This window comes from Geothrix oryzae, assembly GCF_030295385.1.
Taxonomy (GTDB): domain Bacteria; phylum Acidobacteriota; class Holophagae; order Holophagales; family Holophagaceae; genus Geothrix; species Geothrix oryzae.
Genome location: NZ_AP027079.1, coordinates 2,783,563 through 2,810,097, shown reverse-complemented (window position 1 = coordinate 2,810,097; position 26,535 = coordinate 2,783,563). Strand labels below are relative to the sequence as shown.

Annotated in this window: 23 protein-coding genes; 8 read left to right on the top strand and 15 right to left on the bottom strand. The window is 68.8% G+C overall.

The annotated features are described in order from the left end of the window. Window positions 1-80: 80 nt before the first annotated feature. The 5 genes from QUD34_RS12875 to QUD34_RS12855 all read right to left on the bottom strand — a co-directional run bounded on the left by QUD34_RS12875 (window position 81) and on the right by QUD34_RS12855 (window position 5,459). Complete coding sequence (locus tag QUD34_RS12875; RefSeq protein ID WP_286354114.1) at window positions 81-1,751, bottom strand: M56 family metallopeptidase; 1,671 nt, start codon at window positions 1,749-1,751, stop codon at window positions 81-83. Continuing rightward, window positions 1,748-2,146 (bottom strand): BlaI/MecI/CopY family transcriptional regulator, encoded by a 399-nt coding sequence (locus QUD34_RS12870; RefSeq protein WP_286354113.1) that lies wholly within the window; start codon window positions 2,144-2,146, stop codon window positions 1,748-1,750. The genes QUD34_RS12875 and QUD34_RS12870 overlap by 4 nt, the downstream gene beginning before the upstream one ends. Window positions 2,147-2,292: 146 nt before the next feature. Next, a complete protein-coding gene (locus QUD34_RS12865) occupies window positions 2,293-2,943 on the bottom strand; it encodes an ABC transporter ATP-binding protein (RefSeq protein WP_286354112.1) in 651 nt (216 codons plus the stop codon). Then, complete coding sequence (locus QUD34_RS12860) at window positions 2,940-4,166, bottom strand: FtsX-like permease family protein (RefSeq protein WP_286354111.1); 1,227 nt, start codon at window positions 4,164-4,166, stop codon at window positions 2,940-2,942. Before QUD34_RS12860 ends, QUD34_RS12865 begins: the two co-directional genes overlap by 4 nt. Window positions 4,167-4,175: 9 nt before the next feature. Then, entirely contained in the window at window positions 4,176-5,459 is a 1,284-nt protein-coding gene (locus QUD34_RS12855) for a PilZ domain-containing protein (RefSeq protein ID WP_286354110.1), read from the bottom strand. Between the two features lie 129 nt (window positions 5,460-5,588). Between QUD34_RS12855 and hflX the strand changes: the two genes are divergently transcribed. After that, entirely contained in the window at window positions 5,589-6,779 is a 1,191-nt protein-coding gene (gene hflX, locus QUD34_RS12850; RefSeq protein WP_286354109.1) for a GTPase HflX, read from the top strand. 48 nt (window positions 6,780-6,827) lie between these two features. Here hflX and QUD34_RS12845 read toward each other — a convergent pair whose 3' ends face one another. Further along, complete coding sequence (locus tag QUD34_RS12845) at window positions 6,828-7,349, bottom strand: DUF4149 domain-containing protein (RefSeq protein WP_286354108.1); 522 nt, start codon at window positions 7,347-7,349, stop codon at window positions 6,828-6,830. A 40-nt stretch (window positions 7,350-7,389) separates the two neighbouring features. Continuing rightward, a complete protein-coding gene (locus QUD34_RS12840; protein WP_286354107.1) occupies window positions 7,390-7,791 on the bottom strand; it encodes a type II secretion system protein in 402 nt (133 codons plus the stop codon). 139 nt (window positions 7,792-7,930) lie between these two features. On the opposite strand from QUD34_RS12840, the gene QUD34_RS12835 reads away from it, so the two are divergent. Then, the gene (locus QUD34_RS12835) at window positions 7,931-8,638 is read left to right on the top strand and encodes a hypothetical protein (RefSeq protein ID WP_286354106.1); all 708 of its coding nucleotides are present in this window, start codon (window positions 7,931-7,933) and stop codon (window positions 8,636-8,638) included. A gap of 9 nt (window positions 8,639-8,647) precedes the next feature. On the opposite strand, the gene hppD is transcribed toward QUD34_RS12835, so the two are convergent. The 4 genes from hppD to rimP form a co-directional block, all read right to left on the bottom strand. Beyond that, window positions 8,648-9,757 carry a 4-hydroxyphenylpyruvate dioxygenase gene (gene hppD, locus QUD34_RS12830; RefSeq protein WP_286354105.1) on the bottom strand — a complete coding sequence of 370 codons (1,110 nt, stop codon included), beginning with the start codon at window positions 9,755-9,757 and terminating at the stop codon, window positions 8,648-8,650. Between the two features lie 180 nt (window positions 9,758-9,937). Continuing rightward, a complete protein-coding gene (gene infB / locus QUD34_RS12825; RefSeq protein ID WP_286354104.1) occupies window positions 9,938-13,051 on the bottom strand; it encodes a translation initiation factor IF-2 in 3,114 nt (1,037 codons plus the stop codon). A gap of 57 nt (window positions 13,052-13,108) precedes the next feature. Next, the gene (gene nusA / locus QUD34_RS12820) at window positions 13,109-14,437 is read right to left on the bottom strand and encodes a transcription termination factor NusA (RefSeq protein WP_286354103.1); all 1,329 of its coding nucleotides are present in this window, start codon (window positions 14,435-14,437) and stop codon (window positions 13,109-13,111) included. Between the two features lies 1 nt (window position 14,438). Next, on the bottom strand, window positions 14,439-15,008 hold the full coding sequence (gene rimP, locus QUD34_RS12815) for a ribosome maturation factor RimP (RefSeq protein WP_286354102.1): 570 nt from the start codon (window positions 15,006-15,008) through the stop codon (window positions 14,439-14,441). A 347-nt stretch (window positions 15,009-15,355) separates the two neighbouring features. On the opposite strand from rimP, the gene folD reads away from it, so the two are divergent. Beyond that, window positions 15,356-16,264: a bifunctional methylenetetrahydrofolate dehydrogenase/methenyltetrahydrofolate cyclohydrolase FolD gene (folD, locus tag QUD34_RS12810; protein WP_286354101.1), complete on the top strand. Its 909-nt coding sequence runs from the start codon at window positions 15,356-15,358 to the stop codon at window positions 16,262-16,264. A gap of 4 nt (window positions 16,265-16,268) precedes the next feature. Here folD and QUD34_RS12805 read toward each other — a convergent pair whose 3' ends face one another. After that, window positions 16,269-18,323 carry a TonB-dependent receptor plug domain-containing protein gene (locus QUD34_RS12805; RefSeq protein WP_286354100.1) on the bottom strand — a complete coding sequence of 685 codons (2,055 nt, stop codon included), beginning with the start codon at window positions 18,321-18,323 and terminating at the stop codon, window positions 16,269-16,271. Between the two features lie 283 nt (window positions 18,324-18,606). On the opposite strand from QUD34_RS12805, the gene QUD34_RS12800 reads away from it, so the two are divergent. From QUD34_RS12800 to QUD34_RS12785, 4 genes are all read left to right on the top strand, one after another. Continuing rightward, the gene (locus QUD34_RS12800) at window positions 18,607-19,152 is read left to right on the top strand and encodes a YfiR family protein (RefSeq protein ID WP_286354099.1); all 546 of its coding nucleotides are present in this window, start codon (window positions 18,607-18,609) and stop codon (window positions 19,150-19,152) included. Window positions 19,153-19,225: 73 nt separating this feature from the next. After that, window positions 19,226-21,583 carry a response regulator gene (locus QUD34_RS12795; protein ID WP_286354098.1) on the top strand — a complete coding sequence of 786 codons (2,358 nt, stop codon included), beginning with the start codon at window positions 19,226-19,228 and terminating at the stop codon, window positions 21,581-21,583. Further along, window positions 21,580-21,960 carry a response regulator gene (locus QUD34_RS12790; protein WP_286354097.1) on the top strand — a complete coding sequence of 127 codons (381 nt, stop codon included), beginning with the start codon at window positions 21,580-21,582 and terminating at the stop codon, window positions 21,958-21,960. Before QUD34_RS12795 ends, QUD34_RS12790 begins: the two co-directional genes overlap by 4 nt. Then, window positions 21,957-23,165: a hybrid sensor histidine kinase/response regulator gene (locus tag QUD34_RS12785; RefSeq protein WP_286354096.1), complete on the top strand. Its 1,209-nt coding sequence runs from the start codon at window positions 21,957-21,959 to the stop codon at window positions 23,163-23,165. Before QUD34_RS12790 ends, QUD34_RS12785 begins: the two co-directional genes overlap by 4 nt. Here the strand turns inward: QUD34_RS12785 and QUD34_RS12780 are convergent. Further along, window positions 23,137-23,895, bottom strand: a complete 759-nt coding sequence (locus tag QUD34_RS12780) for an SDR family NAD(P)-dependent oxidoreductase (protein ID WP_286354095.1) — start codon at window positions 23,893-23,895, stop codon at window positions 23,137-23,139. The two genes, QUD34_RS12785 and QUD34_RS12780, sit on opposite strands and share 29 nt — an antisense overlap. Before the next feature lie 46 nt (window positions 23,896-23,941). Between QUD34_RS12780 and QUD34_RS12775 the strand changes: the two genes are divergently transcribed. Then, window positions 23,942-24,250: a 4a-hydroxytetrahydrobiopterin dehydratase gene (locus tag QUD34_RS12775; RefSeq protein ID WP_286354094.1), complete on the top strand. Its 309-nt coding sequence runs from the start codon at window positions 23,942-23,944 to the stop codon at window positions 24,248-24,250. A 26-nt stretch (window positions 24,251-24,276) separates the two neighbouring features. On the opposite strand, the gene QUD34_RS12770 is transcribed toward QUD34_RS12775, so the two are convergent. Next, a complete protein-coding gene (locus tag QUD34_RS12770) occupies window positions 24,277-24,732 on the bottom strand; it encodes a hypothetical protein (protein ID WP_286354093.1) in 456 nt (151 codons plus the stop codon). A 44-nt stretch (window positions 24,733-24,776) separates the two neighbouring features. Then, window positions 24,777-26,477, bottom strand: coding sequence for a pseudouridine synthase (locus tag QUD34_RS12765; protein WP_286354092.1), 1,701 nt, complete (start codon window positions 26,475-26,477; stop codon window positions 24,777-24,779). Window positions 26,478-26,535 lie beyond the last annotated feature (58 nt).

Sequence of the window (26,535 nt, the reverse complement as noted above, 5' to 3'; positions counted from 1 at the left end):
GGATGAAGGGAATGCGTGGGATGGGAAGACGCCCTCTTCATCCCCTCCATCCTGGCTCAGCGAATCAGCCCTCCAAGGCCCTACTGCGCTTCTGCCTGAAGCTTCCGGATGCGTGCTTCAAGCTCCGGCAGCGTGAGCCCTTCAAAGATCGCATCGACTTTTGGACCCGCGAAGGTATCCGACGCGCGATCGAAACCCATCACGCCTTCTTTCACCTCGGCACTGGCGGCCACGCTCTTTGCCGTCGTCAGCAGCTGGTCGAGAAAGCCCCGGCTCACCTGCCGGGCATGGAGATCGAAGCAAATCCGGCCATCCTTCAGCGTGTGCTTGGTCACCTGGAAATTCTGCAGGTCGGTGGCAGCCGGTGCCTGATAGGGGGCTACGCCGAACTTTTCCGCCAGGCGATTCAGGGTCGCCAGGACATCTTCAGGTTTGGCTCCCGTGAGATCGATATCCACGCGCGGTCCGGCGACCCTCTCATCGCGGCTGTCCCAGGTTTCACTCCCGATGTAGGGCCCTCGGGTACGAGCCACTTGTTCAAAGATCTTCCAGACCTGGTTCAGGGGCACCTGATCGGCCTTGATGTCCAGGAGCTGCGTGTACGGGATGTCTTTCCCCTGGGGATCCTTGGCATTTCTGGAATGGATGTAGAGGGCGGCGTTTTCGTTGCCCACCTTCCCGCCCGACGGAAGCAGGCGCCATTTGGGAATGGCGAGAGGAACCGGTGGTGTTGGTTCTGGCGCCTGGGCTGCCAACCGGAGGCCGGATACCAGAAGCAGCGCCAGAACCGCCATGGCGCCAAAAGCCGGCGCGCTGGAGGTGCGGTGAGGGGGAAGAAGCAGGTGGGAAATGCGTTCCATGAGCGAGCCTCCGTGGGCTGCGGGTGCGGGTTCGAGGGGAGCGTGGCCAAGGCCACGGCGTTCCAGCGTGGTGAGCGCCTCGGCCAGGGGAAGGGCATCTCCCAGGAGGCGCACGGCGAAGGTGTCGCAGGCGAGTTCCCGTTCCGCGCGGATTCTGCGGGAAAGCCACCAGACACCGGGGTGATAGAACAGTACGACTTCCAGCAGGGATTGCAGAAGGTTGACGGCATAGTCGTGGCGCAGGACATGGGCCAGTTCGTGGGCGAGCAACGCTTCCAAATGGGCCGGGGGCAGGTTCAGGAACCAGCCCGCGGGCACGAGGATGGCTGGCCGGAGAACGCCGACCACGCTCGGGCCGACGAGCCCCTCGCACATGAGCAGCGTGACAGCCCGCTTCAGGCCTGCGCGGCGGCAGAGATCCAACAGCCGGCCTTGCAGAGCATCCGGTGCCAACTCCGAGTGGCGCCAACGCAAGCGCTGGAGCCAGGCCCAGCCGCCCGCCAACCGCAGCAGGCTGACGGACACTCCCATGGCCCAAACCGCCACCACCCAGGGCATCGCCCGTTCGAGACCCGTGGCCATGCGTGTCCGCAGGGCAGGAACCGGCTCGGGAACGATTTGGCTGAGGGATGGCCCCTCAGGCTTTGGATGGTCCTGGGGCAGAAGGACCGGCGGGGCGCCCGAGGGAGGCGGCACCAGGTGACGGAGGGGAAGTCCCGTCATCAGCAGGAGGGCGAGAACGGCCACGGCGTAACGCAGGCGGGGTGAAGCGCCGCGCAAACTGCGCAGCACCAGGGCCGCTGCCAGGACCACGAGCGTTCCTTCCCAAAGGGAGTGCAGAAGCGCCCATCCCACCACCGGGAGCCAGGAGGCGTGCAGGAGGCCGCTCATGATCGGCCCCGGCGCGCTTCATCCAGCAGACGCTGGATGGCGTCCAGTTCGGCGGGGTTGGTCTGCCCCGCCTTCAGGGCGTGGACCAGCAGCTCGCTGGCCGACCCGGCGAAGGCCTTCGCCATGAGGTCGAACACCAGCTGCCCCTTGGTCTGTCCTTCGGCCACCGCAGCCCGGTACACATGGCTGCGTTCGGAGTCGTCCCGGTTGACCAGCCCTTTTTCCAACATCACCTGCACGGCCTTGAGGACCGTGGTGTAGCCCAGGTCGCGTTCCTGGGACAACGCCTCGTGCAACTGGCGCACGGTGGAGGGACCCTTCGCCCAGAGCAGGCGGAGGACCGACAGCTCGGCATCGGTGGGGATGGGAAGACCCTCGGAGGGATGGGTGGGCATGGAGGCGCTCCTGAACTACGGTGATCATCGTACGGCGATTGCCGTGATAGTCAACGGCAATCGCCGTACTTTATAAAATATTTATACAAATAACTATTAATCAACTATTTGCATGAATATCTGGTTCCGCCCATCCAGGCTGGAGCCTACCCCAACCGTACGGTCCGCATGCACCGCTCGGCGAGGCCCGGGTTGTGGGTGACCAGGAGGGTGGTGGGGCGCAGCTCCGCGTGGAGGCTCAGGAGGAAGCCGAAGACCTCCTCGGCGGTGGCGGGGTCGAGGTTGCCGGTGGGCTCGTCCAGCAGCCAGAGGGCTGGCTTGCGCACCAGGGCGCGGGCCAGGCCGGCACGGGCGGCCTGGCCGCCGGAAAGCTGGCTGGGCAGGCGCTCGCCGAGATCCCTCAGGCCCACGGTGGCCAGGAGCTGTCCGATCCAGGCTTCGCCGCCGCCGGAGACTTCGCCCTCGATGAGCAGGGGCATGCGCAGGTTCTCCCGCACGGTGAATTCGGGCAGCAGGTGGGGCTGCTGGAAGGCCAGGCCCACGCGGCGGCGGCGGTAGAGGGCCCTGGCTTCCGCGCCTTCGGGCACGGGATCTCCGCCCACCGTGATGCCGCCGGCTTCCCAGTGGTCCAGCCCCGCGACGCAGTTCAGCAGGGTGGTCTTGCCCACGCCGGAGACGCCCACGATGGCGCAGAGGCTGCCGGCCTCCACCTCAAGGTCGAAGCCGTCGAAGACCGGATGCGCGTTGCCGGGGTAGGTCTTGTGCAGGCCTTGAATGGAAAGGGGCTGTCCGATCATTCCGCCCTCAGCGCATCGACGGGGTCCAGGGCGGCGGCCTTTTTGGCCGGGTAGCGGGCCGCCAGCCAGGAGACCAGCAGGGGGAAGACGGCCACCAGCAGGAGGTCTACCAGCTTCAGGCGGAAGGGCATGTAGGTGATGAAGTCGTAGACGGCAGCCGGGAGCTTCAGCAGGCGGAAGTGGTCTAGGATCAGACAGAGCGGCACGCTGACGCCCAGGCCCCAGGCCGTGCCGACGACGCCGATGCGCAGCCCCTGCAGCTCGAAGAGCCGCTGGATCTGCTTCGGCGTGGCGCCCAGGGCCAGCAGTACGCCCAGGTCGCGACGCTTCTCGGTCACGAGGAGGACGAGCGAGGCGACGATGTTGAAGGCGGCCACCAGCACGATGAGGCTAAGGATCGCCGCGAAGGCCCACTTCTCCACCGTGAGGGCTGCGAAGAGGGACTTGTTCGATTCGCGCAGGTCCGTGGCGTGGTAGGCGGGGCCGAGGGTCTCCAGCACCCGGGGCTTCACCTCCGCAATGGCGTCGATGCTCTGGGCGCGGACCTCGATCATCTCGGCGCGGCCCTCGGAGCGGGCGATGCGCATGGCATCGCCGAGGTGGATGAAGGCCCAGGCCTTGTCGTACTCGGAGCTGTGGCTGTGGAAGGTGCCGGCCACGCGGAAGGCGGCCACCTTGGGCTGCTGGCCGCCCAGTCCCAGCTCCAGGCGGAAGAAGGCCAGGGCCACGGTGTCGCCGATCTTCAGGCCAAGCCGCTGGGCCAGCTCCTTGCCGACGACGATCTCGCCCTCCTTCAGCTGCTCGATGGGGGCGGGCTGCATGGAGTCGAAGATGCTGGAGGTGCCGTGCGCCGTGGCGGGGTCCACGGCCTTCACCACGACGGTCTCCGGCGGCATCTCGCTGTCGGGGCGGCGCAGCAGGCCCTTCTCCAGGCGGATGGGCGAGGCGGCCTGCACGCCGGGGATGGCGCGGATGGTCTTCAGGGCGCCTTCGGTATCCGGGATGTCGCCCGCCAGGTGGAACACGGTGAAGTGCGCCGTGGCGCTGAAGAGCGTGGCCTGGATCTCCTCGCGGAAGCCGTTCATCACCGCCAGGGTCACCACCATGGCGAAGACGCCCAGGGCCGTGCCGCCGCGGGCGAAACGCACCATGGTGCGCACGAAGGCCCCCTTGCGGTGGGTCTTGAGGTAGCGCTCAGCGACGGTGCGTTCGAACAAGGCCATGGGACCAGACTAGCCGATGCCCAGGTGCTCCTCGATCATGCGGCGGAAATCCTGGTCCAGGGCGTAGGGCTTCACGAGGATCTGGGCCACCCCGGTCTCCTGGGCGCCCAGCACCAGGTCCGCATCCACCGAGGCTTCGGCCAGGATCACGGGGGGCATGTCCTCTTCCATGCGGTGCTTCAGCAGGGAGGCCAGGCCCAGGCCCTGCACTTCGGCCACGCCGCCGTCCACCAGCACCAGGTTCAGGCCGGGGCGGTCCAGGTGGTCCAGGAGATCCGTGAGGGTGGCGGCGCAGAGGACGCGGCCGTAGCCGTCCTCGGTGAGGAAGGCCGCCAGCTGGTTCCGGTCGGGCCCCTCGGGCATGGCCAGGAGGATGCCCCGCGTCCGCTTCTTCACGCGGAGGAGGGCCTGGGAGCGCTCATCGATGGGCGCGGCCGGTGCGACCGGCATGACCGGAGCGGCGGGGGGAGGCGGCTCGGGGGCGCTGGGGGCTGCCGGGGCCGGCGCAGCGGGGGGCGCCGGAGGGGGCGCGGGGGCCGCTTCAGGCTCCTTCTTCGGGGCGGGCCGATGGATGGGCTCTTCCGCCTCCCGGTCGGCTTCGGGCTGGCGGCGGGCCTTGGGGGGGACGCTGGTGGGGATGGCGGTGGTCCGGCTGGCCACCAGGGCCCGCACGGGGGCCAGGAGGGACTCCTTCCCGGACTCGAAGGCGATCCCCACGAGCAGGCCCTGGTTGCTGGCATCCATATAGGCCACGGTTCCGGCCAGCTCGATGGTGGGGCACTTGGGCAGCTTGGAGAGCTTGACCAGCATGAGGGGCTGGCCCACGGGCATCAGGTTTGGCCCCAGGTGCATCTTCCGCTGAGTCTTGACCTCCATGGCCCGGTCCACCCGGACGCACACTCCGGTCTCGCTGATGTTCTCGACGCTGCCGTTGATGCCCACGCCGTCGAAGAGGCCCGTGAGAACGGTGGCCGTGGCGCCTTCCCGGGCGTTCAGGCGGGCCCGGGGCTTCTTCCGCCGCTCGGCCAGGCTGATGGCGGCGGGAAGCTCCAGGGCCGCCGAGCCCGCCTTCATCTCCAGGAGGCGGCCCACCGCCTTGAAGCGCAGGCCATCCAGCACGAAGAACAGGCTCAGGTTCACGCCCTTGTCGGCCATCAGGGGGCCCTGGAGGTTCAGGCCGACCCGCTCCTCGGATACGGAAGCCAGGGTGGCCGCCACGCTCCGGCCATTGCCGTCCATCAGGGTGATCGCCGTCCGCACCCGCTGGGCTTCTTCCAGGTAGGCAAGGACCACCTCGGATCCCTCCGACGGCTTGGATTTTTTCAGCCCGAACATGGCCATGCAGACTTGGCTCCCGCTTCTCTGCATCGTCCAGAGTGGCGGGGGCTTGATTATTGCCGCCCGGCACGGCAGCTTTGCCACATGACCGAATCCCTCCCGCGCTGTCTGCTCATCGCTCGCCAGGGCCCCGAGGACCGGGAGGACCGCATCGAGGACCACCTGCTGGAGCTGGCGGAACTGGCCCGCAGCTGCGGTTTCGAGGTCTGGGCCCGGCGACGGCTGAAGCGGCCCCAGATCGCCTCGAGGACCTTCTACGGCTCGGGGCAGCTGGAGGCCCTGGCGGACGAGGCGGCCCGGCAGGGGGTGCGCCACCTCATCTGCGACGACGAGCTGAGCGGCAGCCAGGTCAACGCCATCGAGAAGCTCACGAACCTCATCTGCCTGGATCGCACGGGTCTCATTCTCAGCATCTTCGAACAGCGGGCCCAGACCCGGGAGGCCAAGGCCCAGGTGGAGCTGGCCCGGTGCGAGTACGAACTGCCCCGCCTCAAGGGGGCGTGGACCCATTTGGAGCGCCAGGGCGGCGGCGTGGGCCTGCGCGGCGGTCCCGGTGAGACCCAGATCGAGGTGGACCGCCGCATGATCCGCACCCGCATCAGCCAGCTCAAACGGGAGCTGACCCACCTGGAACAGGTGCGGAAGACCCAGCGGGAGGGGCGACCCAAGGGCATGCCCCGCGTGGCCCTGGTGGGCTACACCAACGCCGGGAAGACCAGCCTGCTGAAAGCCCTGACCGGGGAAGGCGAGCCCCGGGACCTGCTCTTCGCCACCCTGGACACCACCACCCGCAAGGCCTGGCTGGGCCAGGACTTCGACCCCGAGACCGGCGAGGGCGACGCCGAGCCCAAGCACTGCCTGGTGGCCGACACCGTGGGGTTCATCCGCAAGCTGCCCCACCAGCTGGTGGCGGCCTTCCGCAGCACCCTGGGCGAGGTGCGCACCGCCGATGCCCTGCTGGTGGTGGCCGACGCCGCCCATCCCGACCTGGAGGATCACCTCAAGGTCGTGGGGGCCACCCTGCGCGAGATCGGCTGCGAGCCCGAGGACATCGGCGCCCAGCCCCGGCTCCTGGTGCTGAACCAGGTGGACCGCCTCCACCGGCCCCAGAAGCTGGAGCTGAAAAAGCGCCATCCCGGCGCGGTCCAGACCTGCGCCCTCCAGGGCGCCGGGATCGGGGAGATCCGGGGCTGGCTCCGGGAACTCATTCCCGGCCCCCCCAAGCCCCGGACCCTGGAAGCCTGGGAACTGCCCGAGCCCGTTCCCGCGCCCTAAAGGTGGGCGGGGCGGGGGCAGGGGGACCCGGGTCGGCCGTGCTACGGCTCAGGCCTCGGGCGCCGGGTCCTTCCGGGGTAGCATGCCCACGGTGGCCGCCAGGCCCATGGCCAGGAGGATCCTCAGGAAGAACAGGTTGCGGCTGAGGCCGTGGGCCTTGTTGTAGGCCACGCGGTCGGCATGGTCCGGCGCCAGGGTCTCGATGGGGGCGCCGATGCGGGCGCGGATGGCCCGCACCTTGGGCGTGACCACGAAGGTGCTGGCCAGGCACATGAGCAGGGCCACCAGCCAGGCGGCGCTCCAGAGGCGGATGGGACCGACGATCTCCTCCTTCACTTCGGCCACCCAGCGGGCGCCCCAGCTCAGGCCCGCGAGGCCGAAGGCGACCCAGGCCGCCCAGTCCAGGCGCCCGATGGTCAGGCCCGCCAGGCGCCCCGCCACATCCCGGCTGGGCAGTTCCTGGAAGAGGAGGGGGGCCGAGAAGGCGCCGAAACCCAGGGCCGCCCCCGCCCACAGCAGCAGCAGGGCGACCGAGACCTGATCAAGACGGCGAAGGGTGCTGGGGCTCATGCATGTCCCGGGAGAGGAAGGGTGAAGGGTGAAGCGGCCCCTACCACTCGTTGTAGGGGATTCCGTCCTCGCTCTTGTCCGTGGAGCCGCTGCGCACCCGGAAGATGCCCACTTCCGCATCGGGATTGTCCGGATCGGGGGGTTCGAGCTCGGTCTGCCAGGTGTCCTTGGAGCGGGTCATGGGATCGACCGGGATGTCCCGCAGGTAGTGCAGCTCCCGCAGGGCGCCGAGGTTCGAGGGGTACTTGCCCCGGTCCGCCCGGAACTGCTCCAGGGCGTGGTTGAGCTGGAAGAGGTTCTCCTTGAGCACCGCCTCCCGGGCCATCTGCGTCTTGTGGCGATAACCCGCCAGGCCCACCGTGGCCAGCAGGGCCAGGATGGTCATGACCGCGACCAGTTCGATGAGCGTGAAGCCGCGCTGGCGGGAGGGGGTGAGGCGCATGGAATTACCTTACCTCAGGTGGCCGGCGGGCGGTTGAAGGCGGGCGTTCCGGCCCCGGATCTCCCGGCCTCGAGCCGGCTGGATCCGGGCGCCTGTGCCGCAGAGGAGGTGGCATGCTTGGGGAGTCTCCGGAGGCGCCATGTCCCGCAAGGCCCACCTGCTCCTCGCAGGCCTACTGATGGTCTTGGGCGGCGCCTGCAAGCGTCCCGAGACGGCCGTGCGGGAGCGCCCGGTGCAGCGGATCGAGCTGGTGCAGACGGTCCCGGGCATGACCCCGGACGAGGAAAAGGCCCTGGTGGCCCAGCTGTCCCAGGGATTGGGGATTCCGGGCGACACCCCGGAAGAGGGCCCGGGCCCCGTCAGGATCTTCCGCCTCACCTTGAAGGGGGGGCCCAACCCCAATGTCGGGCGGGGCCTCGGGAAGACCTTGCTGATCTCGACCGGTAGCGGGGCGCTGGTGGGGCTGCTCATTCCAGCCTTCGGGTTCACCACCTGGGCTACTGTTCGTTCCGCGGCCCTCGCCACCGGTGCCGGAGGCCTCCTGGGGCTCGCCTATGGCCCCTTCTGGTTCAAGGAGAACCAGCGTCTGGAGCAGGAGATGGGCTATCTCCCCTGGTACTTCATCGCCGAGTGGGATGTGCTGGAACGCAGGCCGCGCTTCGGTGAAGAAGTGGTGGCCCACAGCGGGAGCCCCGGGATCTTCTTCGGCCGCCGCACGCCCCATCTGGACCTGAGGTCCACGATGAAGCCGCTGCCGCCAGAATCCCGAAGCGAGGCCGAGGTCCGCCAGGCCAGCCTGAAGGCCTACGGCGAAGCCCTGGTGAAGCACTTCCGCAAGAAAGGCTGAAGTGCGGCGTTAGAGGACGCCGCGCTTCTTCTGATCCAGCTCGATGGAGTCGTACAGAGCCTGGAAGTTGCCTTCGCCGAAGCCCATGTTCCCCCGCCGCTGGATGATCTCGAAGAACAGCGGCCCCAGCTGGTCCTCGGTGAAGATCTGGAGGAGGTAGCCGCTCTCGTCGCCATCGATCTGGATGCCCAGCTCCTGGGCCTCGGCGAGGCTCTCCCGCACGGTGTAGCCGCCCTTGGCGATGCGGCCCGGCAGCAGCTCGTAGTAGGTGTCGGGCACCCGGAGGAACTTGAAGCCCTGGGCCTGGAGGGTGCGCAGCGTGTGGAAGATGTCATTGGTGGACATGGCGATGTGCTGCACGCCCTGGCCCTTGTGCCGGTCCACATATTCCTGGACCTGGCTCTTCAGGTCCGTGGGCTGGTTGATGGGGATGATCACCTGGTTGTTGGCGCTCTGCACGACCTTGGAGTCGAGGCCGGTGCCCAGCGCGCCGCGGATGTGGAACTCGCGGGTGACGACGAAGCCGTAGACGCGCTCGTAGAAGTCCACCAGGGCGTCCATCTCGGCGGGGCCCACATTGTTCGTGAGGTGGTCCACCCGCACCAGGCCCGGATCGCAGAGGGCCTCGGCGGGGTCCGGCGCGAGGCCGGGCCAGAAGGCGCCCAGCTCGCCCTTGCGTTCCACCAGGAAGTTCCACACATCGCCCACGCCCTGGATGGCGGCGAAGCTGAGGGTGCCGTCTCCGAGCGCGTGGGTCTGGGGCTCGAGCATCACATGGGCGCCCTGGGCCCGGGCCTGGGCGAGGGCGAGGTCGAGGTCCTCCACCAGGAAGTTGAGGGCGCAGACGCCCTCGCCGTGGGCCTGGAAGTAGTGACCAGCCGGGTGGGAGGCATCGGCCTCGAAGATGAGGATGTCCATGCGCTGCTGCCGGAGGTGGACCAGGCGGCCCCAGGGGTGGCGGCCACTGGCGATCCGGGCAAAGCCCAGGCGCCGGTACAGGGGCTCCAGGCGGTCGATAGAGCCGGTCAGCTGGAAATGGTCGATGCGGTGCAGCCCCATGGGATTGCTGGCGGGCTTCGACTGCGTGGGAGAGGTGAGGGCGAAGCTGGGACTGGACATGGAATCCTCGTCGGGGGGATTTCCCAGTCTGGCGCCTAAGGGTCGTGACGGGGATCACACCGCGATCGTTTACATGAATGTAATCAACAGTTTAAACACCATTGGGTCAGATATGGAAATCAATGAGAACGGGCCCGCTGAGCGGGCCCGTTAGAGATCAGCACTTGGCTCGGATCGTCGTCAGCTGAGGCTGGTTGCGATGACCTTCTCCTTGCTGAAGAACTCGAGGAGATCCCCTTCCTTCAGCAGGTCGAAGCCGTCGATGGCGATGCCGCAGTCGAGGCCGTTCTTCACTTCGGTCACATCTTCCTTGAAGCGCTTCAGGCTCTTCAGGGCGCCCTCGAAGAGGGTCTCCTCGCCGCGCTTCACGCGGACCTTGTGGCTCTTCTGGACCTTGCCCTCGGTGACGAAGCAGCCGGCGATGACGGTGCGGCCGATCTTGAAGAGCTGGCGCACCTCCGCCTGACCGTGCACGGTTTCCTTCTCCGTGGCGTCGAGCATGCCGACCATGGCCTGCTCGATCTCCTCGGTCACCTTGTAGATGATGTCGTGGAAGCGCAGGTCCACGCCCTCTTCGCGGGCGAGTTCCTCGGTCTTCTTCTCGGCCTTGGTGTGGAAGCCGATGATGGTGGCCTTGGAGGCTTCGGCGAGCAGCACATCGTTCTCGGTGACGGTGCCGGCGGCGCTGTGGATGATGCGCACCCGGACCTTGTCGGTGCTGAGCCGCTCGAGCTGGCCCACCAGTGATTCCACCGAGCCCTGGGTGTCGGCCTTGATGATGAGCGCGAGCTCCTTGACCTGGCCGTCCTTGATGGTGCTGAACAGGGTTTCCAGCGTGGCGCGCTGCTTGAGGTGGGCCGCCTGCTTGGCCTTCTCCTGGCGGAACGACACGATGGTGCGGGCCTTGGGCTCATCCTCGACCACCTGGAAGTTGTCGCCGGCGCTGGGCACTTCCTCGAAGCCGAGGATCTGCACGGCGCTGGAGGGGCCGGCCTCGGTGACGCGCTGGCCCAGGTAGTCGAACATGGCGCGGACGCGGCCCATGGTGGCGCCGGCCACGAAGATGTCGCCGGTCCGGAGGGTGCCCCGCTGCACGAGGACCGTGGCCACGGGACCGCGGCCCCGGTCCAGGCGGCCTTCGATGATGGACCCGGCGGCGGGACAGTCGTAGACCGCCTTGAGTTCCTTCAGGTCTGCCACGAGGAGGAGCGTCTCGAGCAGCTCGTCGAGGCCCTGCTGGGTCTTGGCGCTGACGAGGACGGCAGGCACATCGCCGCCATAGGCCTCGGTCTGGACGCTGTGCTGGAGCAGGCCCTGCTGGACCTTGTCCGGGTTGGCGCCGGGCTTGTCGATCTTGTTGATCGCCACGACCAGCGGCACATCCGCGGCCTTGGCGTGGTTGATGGACTCCACGGTCTGGGGCATGACGCCGTCGTCGGCGGCCACCACCAGGACGGCGATGTCCGTGACCTTGGCGCCGCGGGCGCGCATCTTCGTGAAGGCTTCGTGGCCCGGGGTGTCGAGGAAGACCACCTTGCGCATCTCGCCGGTGTTCGGATCCTTCACATTCACATGGTAGGCGCCCACATGCTGCGTGATGCCGCCGGCTTCGCCCGCGGCCACCTTGGTCTTGCGGATGGCGTCCAGCAGCGAGGTCTTGCCGTGGTCGACATGGCCCATGATGGTGACGACCGGGGGCCGGGGCAGCTTCTCGCCCACCACCTCGCCGGATTCATCCGCGGCGATCTGGACATCCTCCTCGAAGGACACGATGTCGGCGAGGAAGCCGAACTCGCGGGCGATGTCCTTGGCCATCTCGGTGTCGAGGGGCTGGTTGATCGTGGCGAAGATGCCCCGGTGGAGCAGCTTGGCCACCACATCCTTGGCGGGGCGGTTGCACTTCTCGGCGAGCTCCTTGACCGTCACGCCCTCGGAGAGCATGACGATGCCGATCTCTTCCTCGATGTACTCGCTGGCCACCTGCTGGGCGCGGGAGCGGGGCTGGCGGAGCTTGAGGTCGAGTTCCTCCTCCTTGCTCCGGACATAGCCGCCCTTCTTCTTCTTGCCACCCACATGGGCGCCGCGGCCGGGGCCTTTCTGGCTGTTGGGATCGATGGGACCCGAGGCCGGGATGGAGGGACCGCGACCGGGGCCGCCGGGACGGGAGCCCATGCCGGGACGGCCGGGGCCGCCGGGACGGGAGCCCATGCCGGGACGGCCGGGGCCGCCAGGACCGCCGGGGCGGCTACCGGGACCGCCGGGGCGGCTGCCGGGACCGCTGGGCCGGCTGCCGGGCGCAGGACGGGCCTGGGGCAGCTGGATGTAGCGGGCGGGCTCCGTGGACCGGGGCGCCGGAGCCGGGGTGTCCGAAGTTTTGATGCGGCTGAAGCCCTGGTCGGGCCTCATCTCCGTGATGGCGGGCGGGATGTAGGGGCGCCGCGAGGGGGAGATTGGCACGGGCGCCTCGTGGCGCACTTCGCCGCGGCCCGTGTTGGTGGCCATCGGCAGGACGGCCTTCTCCTTCTGGGGCATGCCGGAGCGCTGCACATTGCCGGGCACGGAGGCCTGGCCGGGCCGCTGCACCATGGGACGGGCGCCCGCCTCGGGACGGGGACCCGAGCCGGAAGGCGTTCCGGCGGGGCCGGGCTGGGCCGGGCGCGGGGCCGCGGGGCCCGTGGGACGCGCCGGGGGCAGCTGGATGTAGCGGGCGGGCTTCTCGTCCCGGGGAGCCGGGGCGGGGGTGCCCGTGGACACCTTCAGGCGGGAGAAGGTCTCCTGCGGAGCTTCCACCTTGGCCGGCGCCGGAGCGGGCTCGGTAGCAGCCGGAGTCTGCGGGGCTGCGGGGGGCTCGGAGGAGGCGGCCGCTGAGTCAGCTTTCACTTCCTTGGCTTCGGCCTGCGGCACGGGGGCGGAGATGGCCACAGGAGCAGCGGGCGCCGCGTGCTCGGCCTGAGGCTCGAGGCGGGGCTCCGGCCGGGGCTCGGCCTTCTTCACCAGCACCGCGGGGGCGGGCTTGGCGGGCTCGGGACGGGGCTCGGCCTCCGCCTTGGCGGGCGGCAGGTTCGGCGCCTTGACCACCTTCACGGCGGCGGATGGCTTGTGGAGGGCGAGCGGCGGGGCCTCGGACTCTCCCTTGTGCTTGCCCTGGAAGGCCCGGCGGATCTGGTCCGCTTGGTCATCAGTGAGGTTGGAGCTATGGCTCTTCCCTTGGAGGCCCAGACGCTTATCGCAGGCCTCGATGACCTCCTGATTGGCGACTCCGAGCTCTTTGGCGAGTTGGTTGATACGCAGCATGTAAGCGGACTACCTCGGCCTGGGGGTGGGGAACGGGAAGGGCTGCAGGACTACAGCCTACTCCCCGAAGTGAGCCTGCACGGCATCGATGAGACGGAAGGCCAGATCCTGATCCATGCCCTCCACCTGCATCAGCTGCTCGGCAGTAACAGTGTAGAGGGATTTGACATCGGGGTATCCGGCGGCGGCCAGACGGTCCGCGAGGGCCGCATCCAGACCCTCGACCTGGATCGTGTCCTGGAGGGTGGAGGCGGGCGCGGCGGCCTCGGCGACCGGGGTGGCTTCGCTGCTGGCATCCGGCAGGGCCAGACCCATGGCGATCTCGGCCTCGCGGCGCTTGTCGGCCTCGCTGCGGACATCGATGTTCCAGCCCGTCAGCTTGGCGGCCAGGCGCACATTCTGGCCTCGCTTGCCGATGGCGACGCTGAGCTGCTCGTCGTCGACGACCACTTCCACCCGGCGGCCCTCGGGATCCACCAGGTTCACGCGGATGGCCTTGGCCGGGTTCAGCGCATTGGCGATGAACTGGGCGGAGTCGTCGGAGTAGCGGACGATGTCGATCTTCTCGTTCTTCAGCTCGCGGATGATGGCCTGCACGCGGCTGCCCTTGAGGCCCACGCAGGCGCCCACGGGATCGACATCGGGGTCGAGGCTGTGGACGGCCACCTTGGCGCGGTCGCCGGCCTCGCGGACGCAGTTGCGGATGACCACGGTGCCGTCATGGATCTCGGGTACTTCATTCTCGAAGAGCTTGATGAGCAGCCGCGGATCGGTGCGGCTGACCTGCACCTGGGGATCCTTGGCGCTGCGGTCCACGCTCACGATGACGACCTTGATGCGCTGGCCCTTGTCGAAGCGGTCGCCGCGCAGCGCCTCGCTGCGGCGCAGCATGGCTTCGACGCGGTCGATCTCGAGGATGATGGCGCTCTTCTCGAAGCGCTTCACCTCAGCCACCACCACCTCGCCGATGCGGTCGGCGAACTCGGTGAAGATGCGCTCGCGCTCGGCCTCGCGGACCTTCTGCACCAGCACCTGCTTGGCGGCCTGGGCGGCGATGCGGCCCAGCTGGCTGGTGTCCTGGGGCAGCCAGAGCGTGTCGCCCTCGGCGGCATCGGGGTTCAGCTGCTGGGCTTCCGCCAGGCTGATCTCCAGATCCTCTTCCTCGACCTCGGCCACCACCTGCTTCAGGGCGTAGACATGGAACTCGCCGGTCTCCCGGTCCATCTGGGCCTGGAAGTTGCCGTAGAAATCCTGGGCATTGAAGTACTTGTCCGCGGCCTTGGCGAGGGCCTCCTCCACCGCTGCGAACACATCTTCTTCGGGAATCCCCTTTTCAGCGGCGATCATCTTCACGCTGTCGAAAAAGGTCGTTGCCACATTCGCCATCTCAGGCCTCCTCGTCCTCGACGGCGCTTGTCTCTACGCCATCGGCATCCGGTAGTTCAGTCAAACGGGCGGCCAGGTGCTTGGGCCGCGGGGTCTTTTCCTCGTCGAAGGGCGCCAGCCGGGCCTTCTGGATGGCCTCGACCGGAATGGTCTTCAGGACGCCGTCCTCCTCGAGGGTGACGCTGCCATCGGCCACCGGGCCGATCCAGCCTTTGAAGCGCTTCTGGCCATTGATGGGGGCGGCGGTCTGCACGCGGCAGAGCCGCCCGGCAAAGCGGCGGAAGTGGTCGGCCTTGACCAGGGGGCGCTCCATGCCGGGGCTGCTGACTTCCACGCCGAGCTTCTCGCGCAGGTCGGGGAACTCCACATCCATCCAGAGGGCCAGGCCTTCGTGGGCGGTGGTGCAGTCGTCCAGGGTGACCTTGCGCCGGCTGGTCTCGGCATCCAGGTGGTCGATGTAGAGCCGCAGCACTTCGTCCCGGCCCTCGCGGGCGGTCTCCAGGTGCACCAGCTCGTAGCCCAGCAGGGCCAGCTGGCGTTCGAGGGGAGGCTGGACTTTCTTCAGATCCACTGAGGCTCCGGTTGAACAACAAAAAAGGTGGGCCGAACCCACCCAGTCTTGGCACCCGAGACCGGGAGGCCATGGCCGAATTGAATGGCAAGTCTAGCGCTCATTCCCAGGAATCTCAAGGCGAGTTAATGGGTCTGTGCTCTCCGGGGGTTCTCCCCGCCACGCTCGCGTGGCGGGGAGAACCCCCGGACCCCCGCGCCTTGGCCCGGCGGAGCCGTGCCAAGGCTTGATCCCTCGAGGGGCCCCGCAGCGCGAATCTGCGAGCCGGCCTCGGCAAGCCGTGCCCCTGCTTAAATTCTTGATGAGGGCCACAGGCACGCTGGGCTTCAATGGAGGCTGGGGGACTCATGGCCACCATCCTGGACGGCAAGGCGCACGCGGACCGCATGCTGGAGGCGGTGCGCCTCGGGGTCGAGGCCCGGAAGGCGGGGGGGCTCCGGGCCCCCGGGCTGGCGGTGGTGCTGGTGGGCGACGACCCGGCCAGCCAGGTCTATGTCCGCAACAAGTCCGCGGCCTGCGCCAAGGTCGGCATCACCTCTCTGGAGCACCGGCTGCCTGCGGAGACCCCCCAGGCGGAGCTGGACGCCCTCATCGACCGCCTGAACGCCGATCCGGAGGTGGACGGCATCCTGGTGCAGCTGCCCCTGCCCAAGGGGCTGGATTCCAAGCGGGCCCTGCACCGCATCAGTCCGACCAAGGATGTGGACGGCTTCCATCCCGTGAACCAGGGCCTGCTGCTGGAGGGCCTGCCGGGCCTGCGTCCCTGCACGCCCAGCGCCTGCATGTCGCTGCTGGCCCACCACGGCGTGGACCTCAAGGGCCTGCGGGCCGTGGTGCTGGGCCGTAGCGAGATCGTGGGCAAGCCCATGGCCCTCATGCTGCTGGAGCAGCACGCCACCGTGACCATCGCCCACAGCCGAACGAGGGACCTGCCGGCGGTCTGCCGGGAAGCCGACCTGCTGGTGGCCGCCGTGGGCCGCCCCGGCCTGGTGGAGGGCTCCTGGATCAAGCCCGGCGCCGTGGTGGTGGATGTGGGCATCAACCGGATCGAGGACGAGGCCTTGGGCGCCCGGATTTTCGCGGCCGAGCCGAAAAAGCTGGAGACCCTCCGGGCCAAGGGCGCCGTGCTCTGCGGCGATGTGCGCTTCGGCGAGGCCATGCAGGTGGCTTCGGCTGTGACGCCGGTGCCGGGCGGCGTGGGGCCCCTGACCATCGCCGGGCTCCTGACCAATACGCTGCAGGCGGCGAACGGCTGAGGCTTCAGAACCGCCAGACCAGGTCCAGGTTCACCATCCGGTCATTGGCGGGAAGGGGGGCGTGGGCGCCGTAGTAGGGCTGGAGGATGGGGTAGTTGGCGGCTCCCAGGTTGCTGGCGGACAGCCGCGCCTCGGTGCCGACGCCCAGCCACTCCTTCCAGGTCAGGGCCAGGTTGACGATGACCCGGCCCGGCTGGGGGGCGCTCTCGACCAGGTTGGGCAGGAGGTCATCCGGGGCGATGCCGGACTGGGCCGAGCGGGCGGTCTGGCCCTCCCGGGCCGAGGCGTAGAGCAGGCTCGGGGCCACCTGCACGGGGCCGAGGCGGAGGTAGGCGCCCACATTCACCTTCAGGGGGGAGATGCCCAGGAAGGCGTTGCCGCCACTGCCGAGGAAGAAGGGATCCACCTGCCCATCGGGGCGGGTGTAGCTGAGGTTCGCGAAGCCGCCCCAGGTCTGGTTCCGGACTTCCAGGCTGGCCTCGAGCCCCTTCGAGTGGGTGGAGCCCGCGTTCACATAGTAGATGTTGTAGTTGTCCAGGCCGAAGGAGATGGAGCGGGTCACGCTCATGCGGTAGAGGTTCAGGCGGACGACGGAGCTGCCGTTCAGGCGCCAGCCCAGTTCCAGCTCGCGGCTGCGGATGATCTCGGGCCGCAGGTAGCCCTTGAAGGCGAAGAAGGTGCTGTAGGTCTGGAAGAGGGTCGGGCTCCGGAAGGCCTCGCCGTAAAGCAGCTTCGCGTTGAAGCGACCCTGCACGAAGGTGAGTCCCAGCCTGGGCGCGAAGGCGTTGGACAGGTCGCTGTCTTCGTAGCGGCCCCCGGCCGTCAGCCCGAAGGCGCCGGCCTGCTGGGTGTACTGGAGGTAGCCGTAGCGGGTCTGGAGGGTCTGCTGGGGCAGGAGGACCGTCGGATCCTTCGGATCGCGGAGCGCGCCCTGATTCTGGAGATCCACGCTGCGCTCGCGGTCCTGGATCAGACCGCCGCCGGCGATGAGCACGCCGGGGTAGGGCAGGTTCCAATGCAGGGAGGCGTCCAGGATGAAGCGGCTGCGCTCCGTTCCCGAATGGTTCACCCCGTTGGAGTTGTGATCCTGGGGGAAGACCGAGCCGCCGGTGTTCTCCAGGAGCTCGCCCCGGGTCTCGAGGCTGAGGCCGTGGTCGAAGGCGAAGCTGCGCTGGACCCGGATCCCCTGGACGATCCGCGAGGCCGTCCCCAGCGTTCCCGGGGGCAGGCCGGGCAGCACGGGATTGCCGTTGCCGGACCCGCCGCCGTCCACCTGCGCCTCCTGGAAGGCGGCCCGGACCAGGTGCACCGAGGTGCCGAGGGCGCGGACCTCGCCGAAGAGGTTGGTGACCTCCCGGCGGGTGTTGCCCTGGTCCTGGCTGAAGCTCCGGCCGGTGAAGAAGGTGTCCACATAGGGCTGGCGGCTGAAGGGGCTGGACTGGTACCCCACATTCAGGGAGATGGCCGCCCCATTGGAGAACTGACCGTTGGTGACCAGGAAGCCGCCGCCGCCGAAGTTGCCGGCGCCGAGGCTGCTGCCCCGCAGGGTGAACCGGCCGGCCTCGGGATCCTCCGCCGAGCGGGTGATGAGGTTGATGACGGCGGCGCCCGCGAACTGCCCGTAGATGGCGCTGCCCGGGCCTCGGATGACCTCCACCCGTTCGATGAGTTCCGCGGGGTAGCTTCCGTAGTAGTTCACATTCCCGTTGTGGAGGGGGCTCACCTGGATGCCGTTGACCATCAGGAGGGCCTTGCCCTCGTGGGCCCAGATGCCGCGCTCGGCCAGCCCGATGAGGGCCGTGCCGTCGTTCCCGAAGTCGAAGCCGGGCAGCGTGCGGAGGATGTCGGCCAGCTCGCGCCATCCGTACCGCTCGATGTCCGTCCGCGTGACCACGGAGACCGCCGAGGGTGCCTCCTCCTGGTTCTGCTGGAGGCGGCTGGCGATGATGACGGGGGTGTTCAGCAGGCGGGCCATGTCGTCGGGCTGCTGGCCGGGCGGGAGCGAGTCCTGTCCCAGGAGCGGCAGCGAGAGCAGGGGGAGCAGGCGGGCGCGCGGCACCAGACCTCCGGTCAAGGGATTCATATGGGTTCCTTTCGGCAGTTCAACATGGAATCCATGAATCCCGACGCCGAATCCCGACATCGGGGGCCGGAATCAAGTCCGGGTCCGGGACCGCCGAAACAGGAGGGAATCCCGGTTCCATGCAGGTCACCCGAAGTCTTTTCGGGGCAAATCCTGCGATCGGGTCTCAGGCCACTTCCCCACCTTCATACTGCAGCCATCCCATGCGTCCATGGATCGACCCCATGAACATGAAGCCTGACCGCGCCCGGGCGGTTTCATGAGACGCACCTCCGCCTGCCTGGTGCTGGCGACCGTGGCGGTGGGAAGCGCCCCGCTCGAGGCCCAGGCCCCCGTGCCGGAGTACGCGCTGAAGGCGGAGGTCCTCCTCAAGGTGCTCTCCTATGTGCAGTGGCCGTCGGGCCTGGAGCCGGCGGGGTGGCCCATCGACATCGTGGTGGTGGGGAAGTCCCCGTTTGGGACCTACCTGGACGACTACGCGCGCGCCCGCACCATCCAGCGCCGCCCGATCCGTGTCCGCTACCAGGCGAAGGCGGCCGATGTGGGGCCCTGCCACGCAATCTTCATCTGCCGCTCGGAGGCGGGCCGCGCCGATGCGGTCCTGGCCTGGGCGAGGAACCACCAGGTCCTGACGGTCTCCGACGACGAGGGCCTCGCCCGGCGGGGGGTGATGGTGAACCTGGTCCTGGAGGGCCACCTCGTCCGCCTGGCCGTGAGTCCCAGCGCCGCCGCCGCCGCCGGGATCACCCTCACCCGCCTGCTCCCGTACACTCGGATCCTCCCCCCGGCCCGACCCATCCCCTGACCCTCGCCCCTGATCCTTGCCCCCTGACCCTTGACCGCTGCCCCCTGGACGCGTCACGCCACCGGAGCTGTTTTTGACCGCACTGACCTCCTCCATCCGCCGCAAGGTGATCACGCTGGTCCTCGCCACGACGACCACGGCCCTGCTGCTCTCGGCCCTGGCTTTCCTGGGCTATGAGGGCTACGCGCTGCGGCGGGCGGCGGCCCAGGATCTGCAGGCCCTCGGGGAGATCATCGCCTACAACACGGCGCCCTTCGTGGCCTTCCACGACGGGGGCCCGGCCACCCAGATCCTCGAGAGCCTGAAGACGCACGGCCACATCACTCGGGCCCAGGTCCACATGGCCTCGGGGGAACTGCTGGCCTCGTACCCCGCGGACGGGCGCCCCGTGGTCATCCACCCGCTGGACGCCGCCCGCGACCGGGTCTGGTTTTCCGGGGGCCACATCGAGCTGACGAAGCTCGTCCACAACCCGGAAGGGCAGCCCACCGGTTTCGTCTTCCTGGCCTCGGACATGAGCCACCTGAACGCCCGCCTGGTCCTGGCGAGCCTGTTCCTGGCCGGCATGCTGCTCCTGATCGGCCTCGTGGTCACGGCCTTCGTCCGGCGCTGGGCCCGGGTGATCACGGAGCCGGTCCTGGAGCTGGCGGGGGTCGCCTCGCGGGTGTCCACTAGCCGGGACTACAGCCTGCGGGCCCAGTCGCGCTCCGACGACGAGCTGGGAGCTCTGATCGGGGCGTTCAACGGGATGCTGGAGCGCATCCAGGAACAGGACCGCCACCTGGCCGAGCACCGCGGCCAGCTGGAGGAGCAGGTGGCCGCGCGCACGGGCGAGCTCGTCCGGACCAACAACGAACTGCTCATCGCCAAGGAGCGGGCCGAGGTCTCCAACCGCGCCAAGAGCACCTTCCTGGCGAACATGAGCCACGAGCTCCGCACGCCCCTCAACGCCATCCTGCTTTACAGCGAGCTGGTGCGCGAGGACTCCGAGGCCGCGGGGCACGCCGAGATCCTGCCGGATGTGCGCCGCATCGAGTCCGCCGGGCGCCATCTGCTGAGCCTCATCAACGACATCCTGGACCTTTCCAAGATCGAAGCCGGGAAGATGACCGTCTCCTGCGAAACCTTCGATGTGCCGGGCATGATCCGCGATGTCCTCGCCACCGTGGAGCCCCTGGCCGCCAAGAACGGCAACACGCTCCATTTCACCTGCGCTCCCGATGTGGAGGAGATCCACTCGGATGCGATCAAGGTGCGGCAGTCTCTCTTCAACCTGCTGAGCAACGCGTGCAAATTCACCCGGGAGGGCCACATCGAAGTGCGGGCCGCCGTGGATCCCCTGCCGGGCTCGGAGACCCCCTGGCTCCACCTCTCCGTGGAGGACACGGGCATCGGCATCAGCCCGGACCAGCTGCAGCGGATCTTCAGCGAGTTCATCCAGGCGGAGGAAGGCACCAGCCGCCAGTTCGGCGGCACGGGCCTGGGCCTGGCCCTCAGCCGCAAGTTCTGCCAGATCCTCGGCGGAGACATCCGCGTCCGGAGCGAGGCGGGCAAGGGCTCGGTCTTCACCATGCTCCTGCCCCTGTCGCCCGCGCCGGCCCCGCCGGCTCCCGAAACGCCTTCCGCGCAGGGCCCCCTGGCGGCCGGGCTGTCGAAGGAGGTGCCGAAGGGCCCGGTCCTGCTCATCGATGACGATCCGACGCTCCTGGAGGCCCTGTCCCGGCTGCTGGCCCGGGACGGCTATGAGGTCCGGATGGCCCAGAACGGCGCGGAGGGACTGCGCATGGCCCGGGAGTTCCACCCGGGGATCATCGTGCTGGATGTGATGATGCCCCTGATGGATGGCTGGGAGGTGCTGAAGACCCTCAAAGCCGATCCGGTCCTGGAGCCCATCCCGGTCGTGATGCTCACGATTCTCGACGAGGTCGAGCGGGGGTTGGCCCTGGGGGCGGCGGAATACCTCTTCAAGCCCATCGACCGGGCCCAGCTCACGGGGGTGCTCCTGAAGTTCCAGCCCGCCTCGCCCCCCTTCCAGGTGCTGGTGGTCGAGGACGACCAGGCGACCCAGCACACCCTGCGGCGGATCCTGCTCGCCGAGGGCTGGGAATCCCGCTCGGCCTCCGATGGCGCCGAGGCCCTCGACCTCCTGCGGGAAGGCGTTCCGAACCTGATCCTCCTGGACCTGATGATGCCGGGCATGGACGGGTTCGATTTCCTGGCGGAGAAGCAGGCGAATCCCGAGTGGGCGGGTGTTCCAGTGGTGGTCCTCACCGCCCGGGAGCTCGGCACCGCCGAGCAGGAGCGGCTGCGCCGCGGCCAGGTGGCGGCCGTGATGCAGAAGGGGCTCTACACCAAGGGGGAACTGATCGAGGAGGTCCAGCGCGCCATCCGCCGGAGTGCCGTCCTGAAGCCGGAAGGGGGGCGACCATGAGCCGGATCCTGCTGATCGAGGACAACGAGATGAACCGGGATGCCATCTCCCGGCTGCTGGAGCGTCGGGGATTCACCCTGCTGACGGCGCCGGATGGCGAGGAGGGGGTGCGCCTCTGCGGCGAGACCCTGCCCGACCTGGTGCTCATGGACCTGGGGCTGCCTGGCATCGACGGATTCGAGGCCACGCGCCGGATCAAGGCCGATCCCGCCACGCAGGGGATTCCGGTGGTGGCCCTGACGGCCCGGGCCCTGACCTCCGACCGGGAGGCGGCCTTCGAGGCCGGATGCGACGATTACGACACCAAGCCCGTGGACCTGACCCGGCTGGTGGCCAAGATCCGGCAGCTGCTGGGACGCGAGGGTGATGCGCCATGATCCACGGAAATCCAGCCCGCCTGCTCGTGGTCGATGACGCGGATTCCAACCGCGAGGTGATGACCCGCATCCTCGAGCGCGAGGGCCATGAGGTGGCCACGGCCGTCGATGGCGCCGAGGGGCTGGCGAAGCTCCGCAGCGGGACCTATGACCTGGTGCTCCTGGATGTGATGATGCCGGGCATCGACGGCATCCAGGTGATCCAGGTCATGCACGAAGATGAGCGGCTCAAGCGCATCCCCGTGATCATGCTCTCCGCCCTCCATGAACAGGAGACGATCCTGAAGTGCATCCAGCTGGGGGCCCAGGACTACCTGCCGAAACCCATCAACCAGCAGCTCCTCAAAGCCCGCATCGCAGCCAGCCTCGAGAAGAAGCGGCTGCAGGACCTGGAGCAGCAGTACACCCAGCAGGTGGAATCCATCAGCGCCCAGCTGAAGGCGGCCAATGAGCAGCTCCTTCGCGCCAACCAGCTGAAGAGCCGCTTCCTCGCCACCGCCGCCCACGACCTGAAGAATCCGCTCGGCGGCATCGTCCTGCTATCCGACGGCATCCGCATGGAGGCCGAGGCGGGGGGCTCCTACGCCCGCATCGCGACCCAGGCGGGGCGGGTCCATGATGTGGTCCAGAAGATGGTCCACATCATCAACGGCCTGCTGGACGCCACGGTCCAGGAGATGGGCGAGGTGAGCCCCTGCTTCGAGGTGACCGATCTGGGCGAGCTGATCCATCGCGTGATCCAGGAAAATGAGCTCTATGCGGCGAGCAAGGACATCCGCCTCCATGGCCCGGCCTCCGCCGCGGGGTGCCGGGGGGCCGTGGACGGCACGCGGCTGGCCCAGGCCATCGACAACCTCGTGAACAACGCCATCAAGTACTCCCCCAGTGGCCGCGAGGTCCGGGTGGAGCTGGGCCTCCAGGCGGCCGGGGCCGGACGCCGGGCCCGCATCGAAGTGCGCGACCAGGGGCCGGGCTTCACGCCGGCGGACCTGGAACGGGCCTTCGAGCCGTTCCAGCGTCTCTCCGCCCTTCCCACCGGCGGCGAGTACAGCACCGGGCTCGGGCTTTCCATCGTCAAGCAGATGGTTGAGCTGCACGGCGGCCAGGTCTGGATCGAAAGCGAACCTGGCCAGGGGGCGGCCTTCGTGGTGGAGATCCCCCTGGTGGAGGAGGGATCTATGGACAGAGGCCCCCGTCCACATTGATGATCTGCCCGCTCATGTAGCTGGCCCAATCGGAGCAGAGGAAGGCCACCACGCCCGCCACCTCCTCTGGTTCGCCCTCCCGCTTGAGGATGGTCGGGGCGAGCATCTGCCGGCGGGCCTCTTCGGGCACATCCTGGGTCAGCTCGGTGTGGATGAGGCCGGGATTCACCGCGTTCACCAGCACGCCGAAGGGCGCCATCTCGCGGGCGAGGCTGCGGGTGAGGGCGATCACCGCGCCCTTGCTGGCCCCGTAGTTGGTCTGGCCCGCCTTTCCGATGATGCCCGTGGGGCTGACGATGTTGACGATGCGCCCCCACTTGCGGTTCATCATGCCCCGCACGAAGGCCTTGGTGGCGTACACGGTGCCGCGGAGGTTCACATTCATGACCTCCTCCCACTTCTCGTCGCCCATGAGGATGAAGGGACCATCCTGGCGGGTGCCCGCGTTGTTCACGAGGATGTCCACTGGGCCCAGTTCCGCCTTCACGCGGTCGGCGGCGGCTTCGAGCTCCGCCTTCACGCGCACATCCGCCAGCACGGCCATGGCCCGGCGGCCCGTGCCGCGGATTTCCTCCGCCACGGCCTCGGCCAGATCCAGATTCTTGTGGGCGTGGACCACCACATCGGCCCCCCAGCGGGCGAATTCGACGGCGATGGCCCGCCCGATGCCCCGGGAGGACCCGGTGACGAAGGCGATGCGGCCGAGCAGGGGGGGCTGGTTGAAGGGCATGGCAAGATCCAGATGCAACGAATTAGGATGCCGCAGGGGGGGAAGCATGTCCAAGGATCTGGTGAGTCCCGACGCCATGGAGGCCTTCCTGAAGGCGCACCCCGATTGGGTCGCGCAGGGGGACGCCCACGGCCTGACTCTCCGCCGGCGCTATGTGTTCTCCGCCTATCCCCGCGGTCTCGGATTCGTGGTGGCAGCCGCCGAACATGCCGAGAAGGTGGACCACCATCCCGACCTCACCCTCGGCTACCGCTGGGTGGTGGCCGTCCTCACCACCCATGTCAGCCTCGGCGTCACCCAGCGGGACCTGGATCTGGCCGAGGCGCTGGACCGCTTGTACCAGGAGCACATCTAGCGCCCGTTTCCCGGGCCGCCCTCCGGCTACCGCACCGGCGATCCGTGGGGCGGCTGCCGGTTGAAGCGCTCCTGGAGGGACCGCACCTTGACCGAGTCCAGCCACTGAGGTTGGCTGGGGTCGCTCATCATGAATTCGCCCAGCTCGATGGCGCCGTGGCTGAACGGGGGGATCGCCAGGGCCCGGTTCAGGCGGGCCCGGAAATCCCCCAGGAACAGGCGGAAGGCCCGGTGGCGGGGGGGCTCCTGGAGGGCGATGTCCCACACTTCCACCGTGGCTTCGGGGGCACGCCGCGAGGCGGGCGGCAGCGGCCGCGGGGGGCTCCCAAGCAGCAGTCCGTCCCAGCAACCCCGCGGAGCCAGGCGGATCCCCGCCATGGGGTCGCCACCCAGCTCCGTCCGCACATCCAGGGCCAAGCCGAGGGCCGGCGGTTCCTGGGCAGCCAGGGCCAGCGGGAGCAGAAGGCAGGACAGGGCGTTCATGGGATCAAGGAGATCACGAACGAGGTGAGGCTGGGCTTCCGGGGTTAGGGTTTTCGCGGCTTGGGCTTTCCCGTCCGGGGCGCGGGCTTGCGCGTCGGGCGGTCGGCGGGGCCTTCCCGCCGGGGGCCGGAGGGACGGTCCGCGGCGCCGAAGGTCCGGCGGGGCCGGGCTTCACCATCCTCGCGGCGAGGCCGGGCCGGACGGTCATTCGGGCCAGAGGGCCGACGGGGCCTTGCGTCGCCGTCCTCGCGCCGGGGGCGGGCGGGACGATCCGCGGCGCCGAAGGTCCGGCGGGGGCGTTCGTCTTCACCGTCGCGGCGGGGCCGGGCGGGGCGGTCGTTCGGGCCTGAGGGCCGGTGGGGGCGGGCATCGCCGTCCTCGCGTCGAGGGCGGGTGGGACGATCCGCGGCGCCGAAGGTGCGGCGGGGGCGTTCGTCTTCACCGTCGCGGCGGGGCCGGGCCGGGCGGTCGTTCGGGCCGGAAGGCCGGTGGGGGCGGGCATCGCCGTCCTCGCGCCGGGGACGGGTGGGACGGTCCGTGCTGCCAAAGGTGCGGCGGGGGCGTTCGTCTTCACCGTCGCGGCGGGGCCGGGCCGGGCGGTCGTTCGGGCCGGAGGGCCGGTGGGGCCGGGTGTCGCCATCCTCGCGCCGGGGGCGCATGGGGCGGGCGGGCGCGCCCTCCTGCTCGTCGTAGCGCTTGGCGCGGGCCACGCGCTTGAGCTTGTGGTCGCGGCTCTCCGTGGGCTGGAAAATGCCCTCCTCGCCCTTCACGCCGGTGCTGGCGCGGACGATGCGGGCCTGGTTGCGGAGGGCCTTGAGGGCGGCTTCCATGTCCGCGGGCATGGGGGCGGTGACGGTGACCTGCTCCTCGGTGACGGGATGCTTGAAGCCCAGCAGCTCGGCATGCAGGGCCTGGCGGTCGAGCAGGGGGCTCTCCACGCCGTAGACCTGATCGCCCAGCAGGGGGTAGCCCCGGTCGGCGAACTGCACGCGGATCTGGTTGCGGCGGCCCGTCTCCAGCTTCACTTCCACCACGGTATGGCCCGGCAGGCGCTCGATCACGCGGTAGTGGGTCACGGCCTCCTTGGCGCCGGCGGGCATGCGCTTGCCGCCGCCGGGGCCCTTGCGGACCGTGGCCACGGACATCTTCAGGGACTTGGCGTGCTCGATGAGATGGCCGGCCAGGGTGCCGCTGTTTTCGGGCAGCTCGCCCACGAGGATCGCGAAATAGACCCGCTGGAGGCGGTGCAGCTCGAAGTGCTTCTTCAGGCCGTGGAGGGCCTCGGGAGTCTTGGCGAAGACCAGCACGCCGCTGGTGAAGCGGTCGAGGCGGTGCACGATGTAGAGGTTGAAGCGCTTGAAGCCGCGGCGGCGATAGGACTCGGTGATGGCCTCGGCCAGGCTGGGTTCGCCCGGCTTTTCCGCCGGCACGGTGAGCAGGCCCGCAGGCTTGAACACGAAGAGCAGGTGGGTGTCCTCCCACAGCGTTTCATAGGGGCCGGCCTGGAGCTTGCGGGCGGGGGGCAGCACCTCGTAGGTCTGCTCGGGGTCGAAGGCCACCTTGACCTTGTCGCCGACCTTGAGCCGCTGGCCGTGCTTCTCGGCGAGCTGGTCGTTCACGGTCACGCAGCGGCCATCGATGAAACCCTTGGCCTGGCGGTGGCTGATCACCATCACCCTGTGCAGTTCCGAAGCCAAGGCCGCGCCTTCGTGCTCCGCCTGCCATTCCCGTTCGATGCGTGCCATGGCGACGCCCTCCGTCATCGCCCAGCATCCTTGCAAACGCCAAGCGGACACCTAGCAG

Excerpts from the sequence above, each read along its gene's own strand:
- QUD34_RS12875 (WP_286354114.1), bottom strand. The coding sequence starts at position 1,751 with ATGAGCGGCCTCCTGCACGCCTCCTGGCTCCCGGTGGTGGGATGGGCG.
- QUD34_RS12870 (WP_286354113.1), bottom strand. The coding sequence starts at position 2,146 with ATGCCCACCCATCCCTCCGAGGGTCTTCCCATCCCCACCGATGCCGAG.
- QUD34_RS12865 (WP_286354112.1), bottom strand. The coding sequence starts at position 2,943 with ATGATCGGACAGCCCCTTTCCATTCAAGGCCTGCACAAGACCTACCCC.
- QUD34_RS12860 (WP_286354111.1), bottom strand. The coding sequence starts at position 4,166 with ATGGCCTTGTTCGAACGCACCGTCGCTGAGCGCTACCTCAAGACCCAC.
- hflX (WP_286354109.1), top strand. The coding sequence starts at position 5,589 with ATGACCGAATCCCTCCCGCGCTGTCTGCTCATCGCTCGCCAGGGCCCC.
- QUD34_RS12845 (WP_286354108.1), bottom strand. The coding sequence starts at position 7,349 with ATGAGCCCCAGCACCCTTCGCCGTCTTGATCAGGTCTCGGTCGCCCTG.
- QUD34_RS12840 (WP_286354107.1), bottom strand. The coding sequence starts at position 7,791 with ATGCGCCTCACCCCCTCCCGCCAGCGCGGCTTCACGCTCATCGAACTG.
- QUD34_RS12835 (WP_286354106.1), top strand. The coding sequence starts at position 7,931 with ATGTCCCGCAAGGCCCACCTGCTCCTCGCAGGCCTACTGATGGTCTTG.
- hppD (WP_286354105.1), bottom strand. The coding sequence starts at position 9,757 with ATGTCCAGTCCCAGCTTCGCCCTCACCTCTCCCACGCAGTCGAAGCCC.
- infB (WP_286354104.1), bottom strand. The coding sequence starts at position 13,051 with ATGCTGCGTATCAACCAACTCGCCAAAGAGCTCGGAGTCGCCAATCAG.
- nusA (WP_286354103.1), bottom strand. The coding sequence starts at position 14,437 with ATGGCGAATGTGGCAACGACCTTTTTCGACAGCGTGAAGATGATCGCC.
- folD (WP_286354101.1), top strand. The coding sequence starts at position 15,356 with ATGGCCACCATCCTGGACGGCAAGGCGCACGCGGACCGCATGCTGGAG.
- QUD34_RS12800 (WP_286354099.1), top strand. The coding sequence starts at position 18,607 with ATGAGACGCACCTCCGCCTGCCTGGTGCTGGCGACCGTGGCGGTGGGA.
- QUD34_RS12790 (WP_286354097.1), top strand. The coding sequence starts at position 21,580 with ATGAGCCGGATCCTGCTGATCGAGGACAACGAGATGAACCGGGATGCC.
- QUD34_RS12785 (WP_286354096.1), top strand. The coding sequence starts at position 21,957 with ATGATCCACGGAAATCCAGCCCGCCTGCTCGTGGTCGATGACGCGGAT.
- QUD34_RS12780 (WP_286354095.1), bottom strand. The coding sequence starts at position 23,895 with ATGCCCTTCAACCAGCCCCCCCTGCTCGGCCGCATCGCCTTCGTCACC.
- QUD34_RS12775 (WP_286354094.1), top strand. The coding sequence starts at position 23,942 with ATGTCCAAGGATCTGGTGAGTCCCGACGCCATGGAGGCCTTCCTGAAG.
- QUD34_RS12770 (WP_286354093.1), bottom strand. The coding sequence starts at position 24,732 with ATGAACGCCCTGTCCTGCCTTCTGCTCCCGCTGGCCCTGGCTGCCCAG.
- QUD34_RS12765 (WP_286354092.1), bottom strand. The coding sequence starts at position 26,477 with ATGGCACGCATCGAACGGGAATGGCAGGCGGAGCACGAAGGCGCGGCC.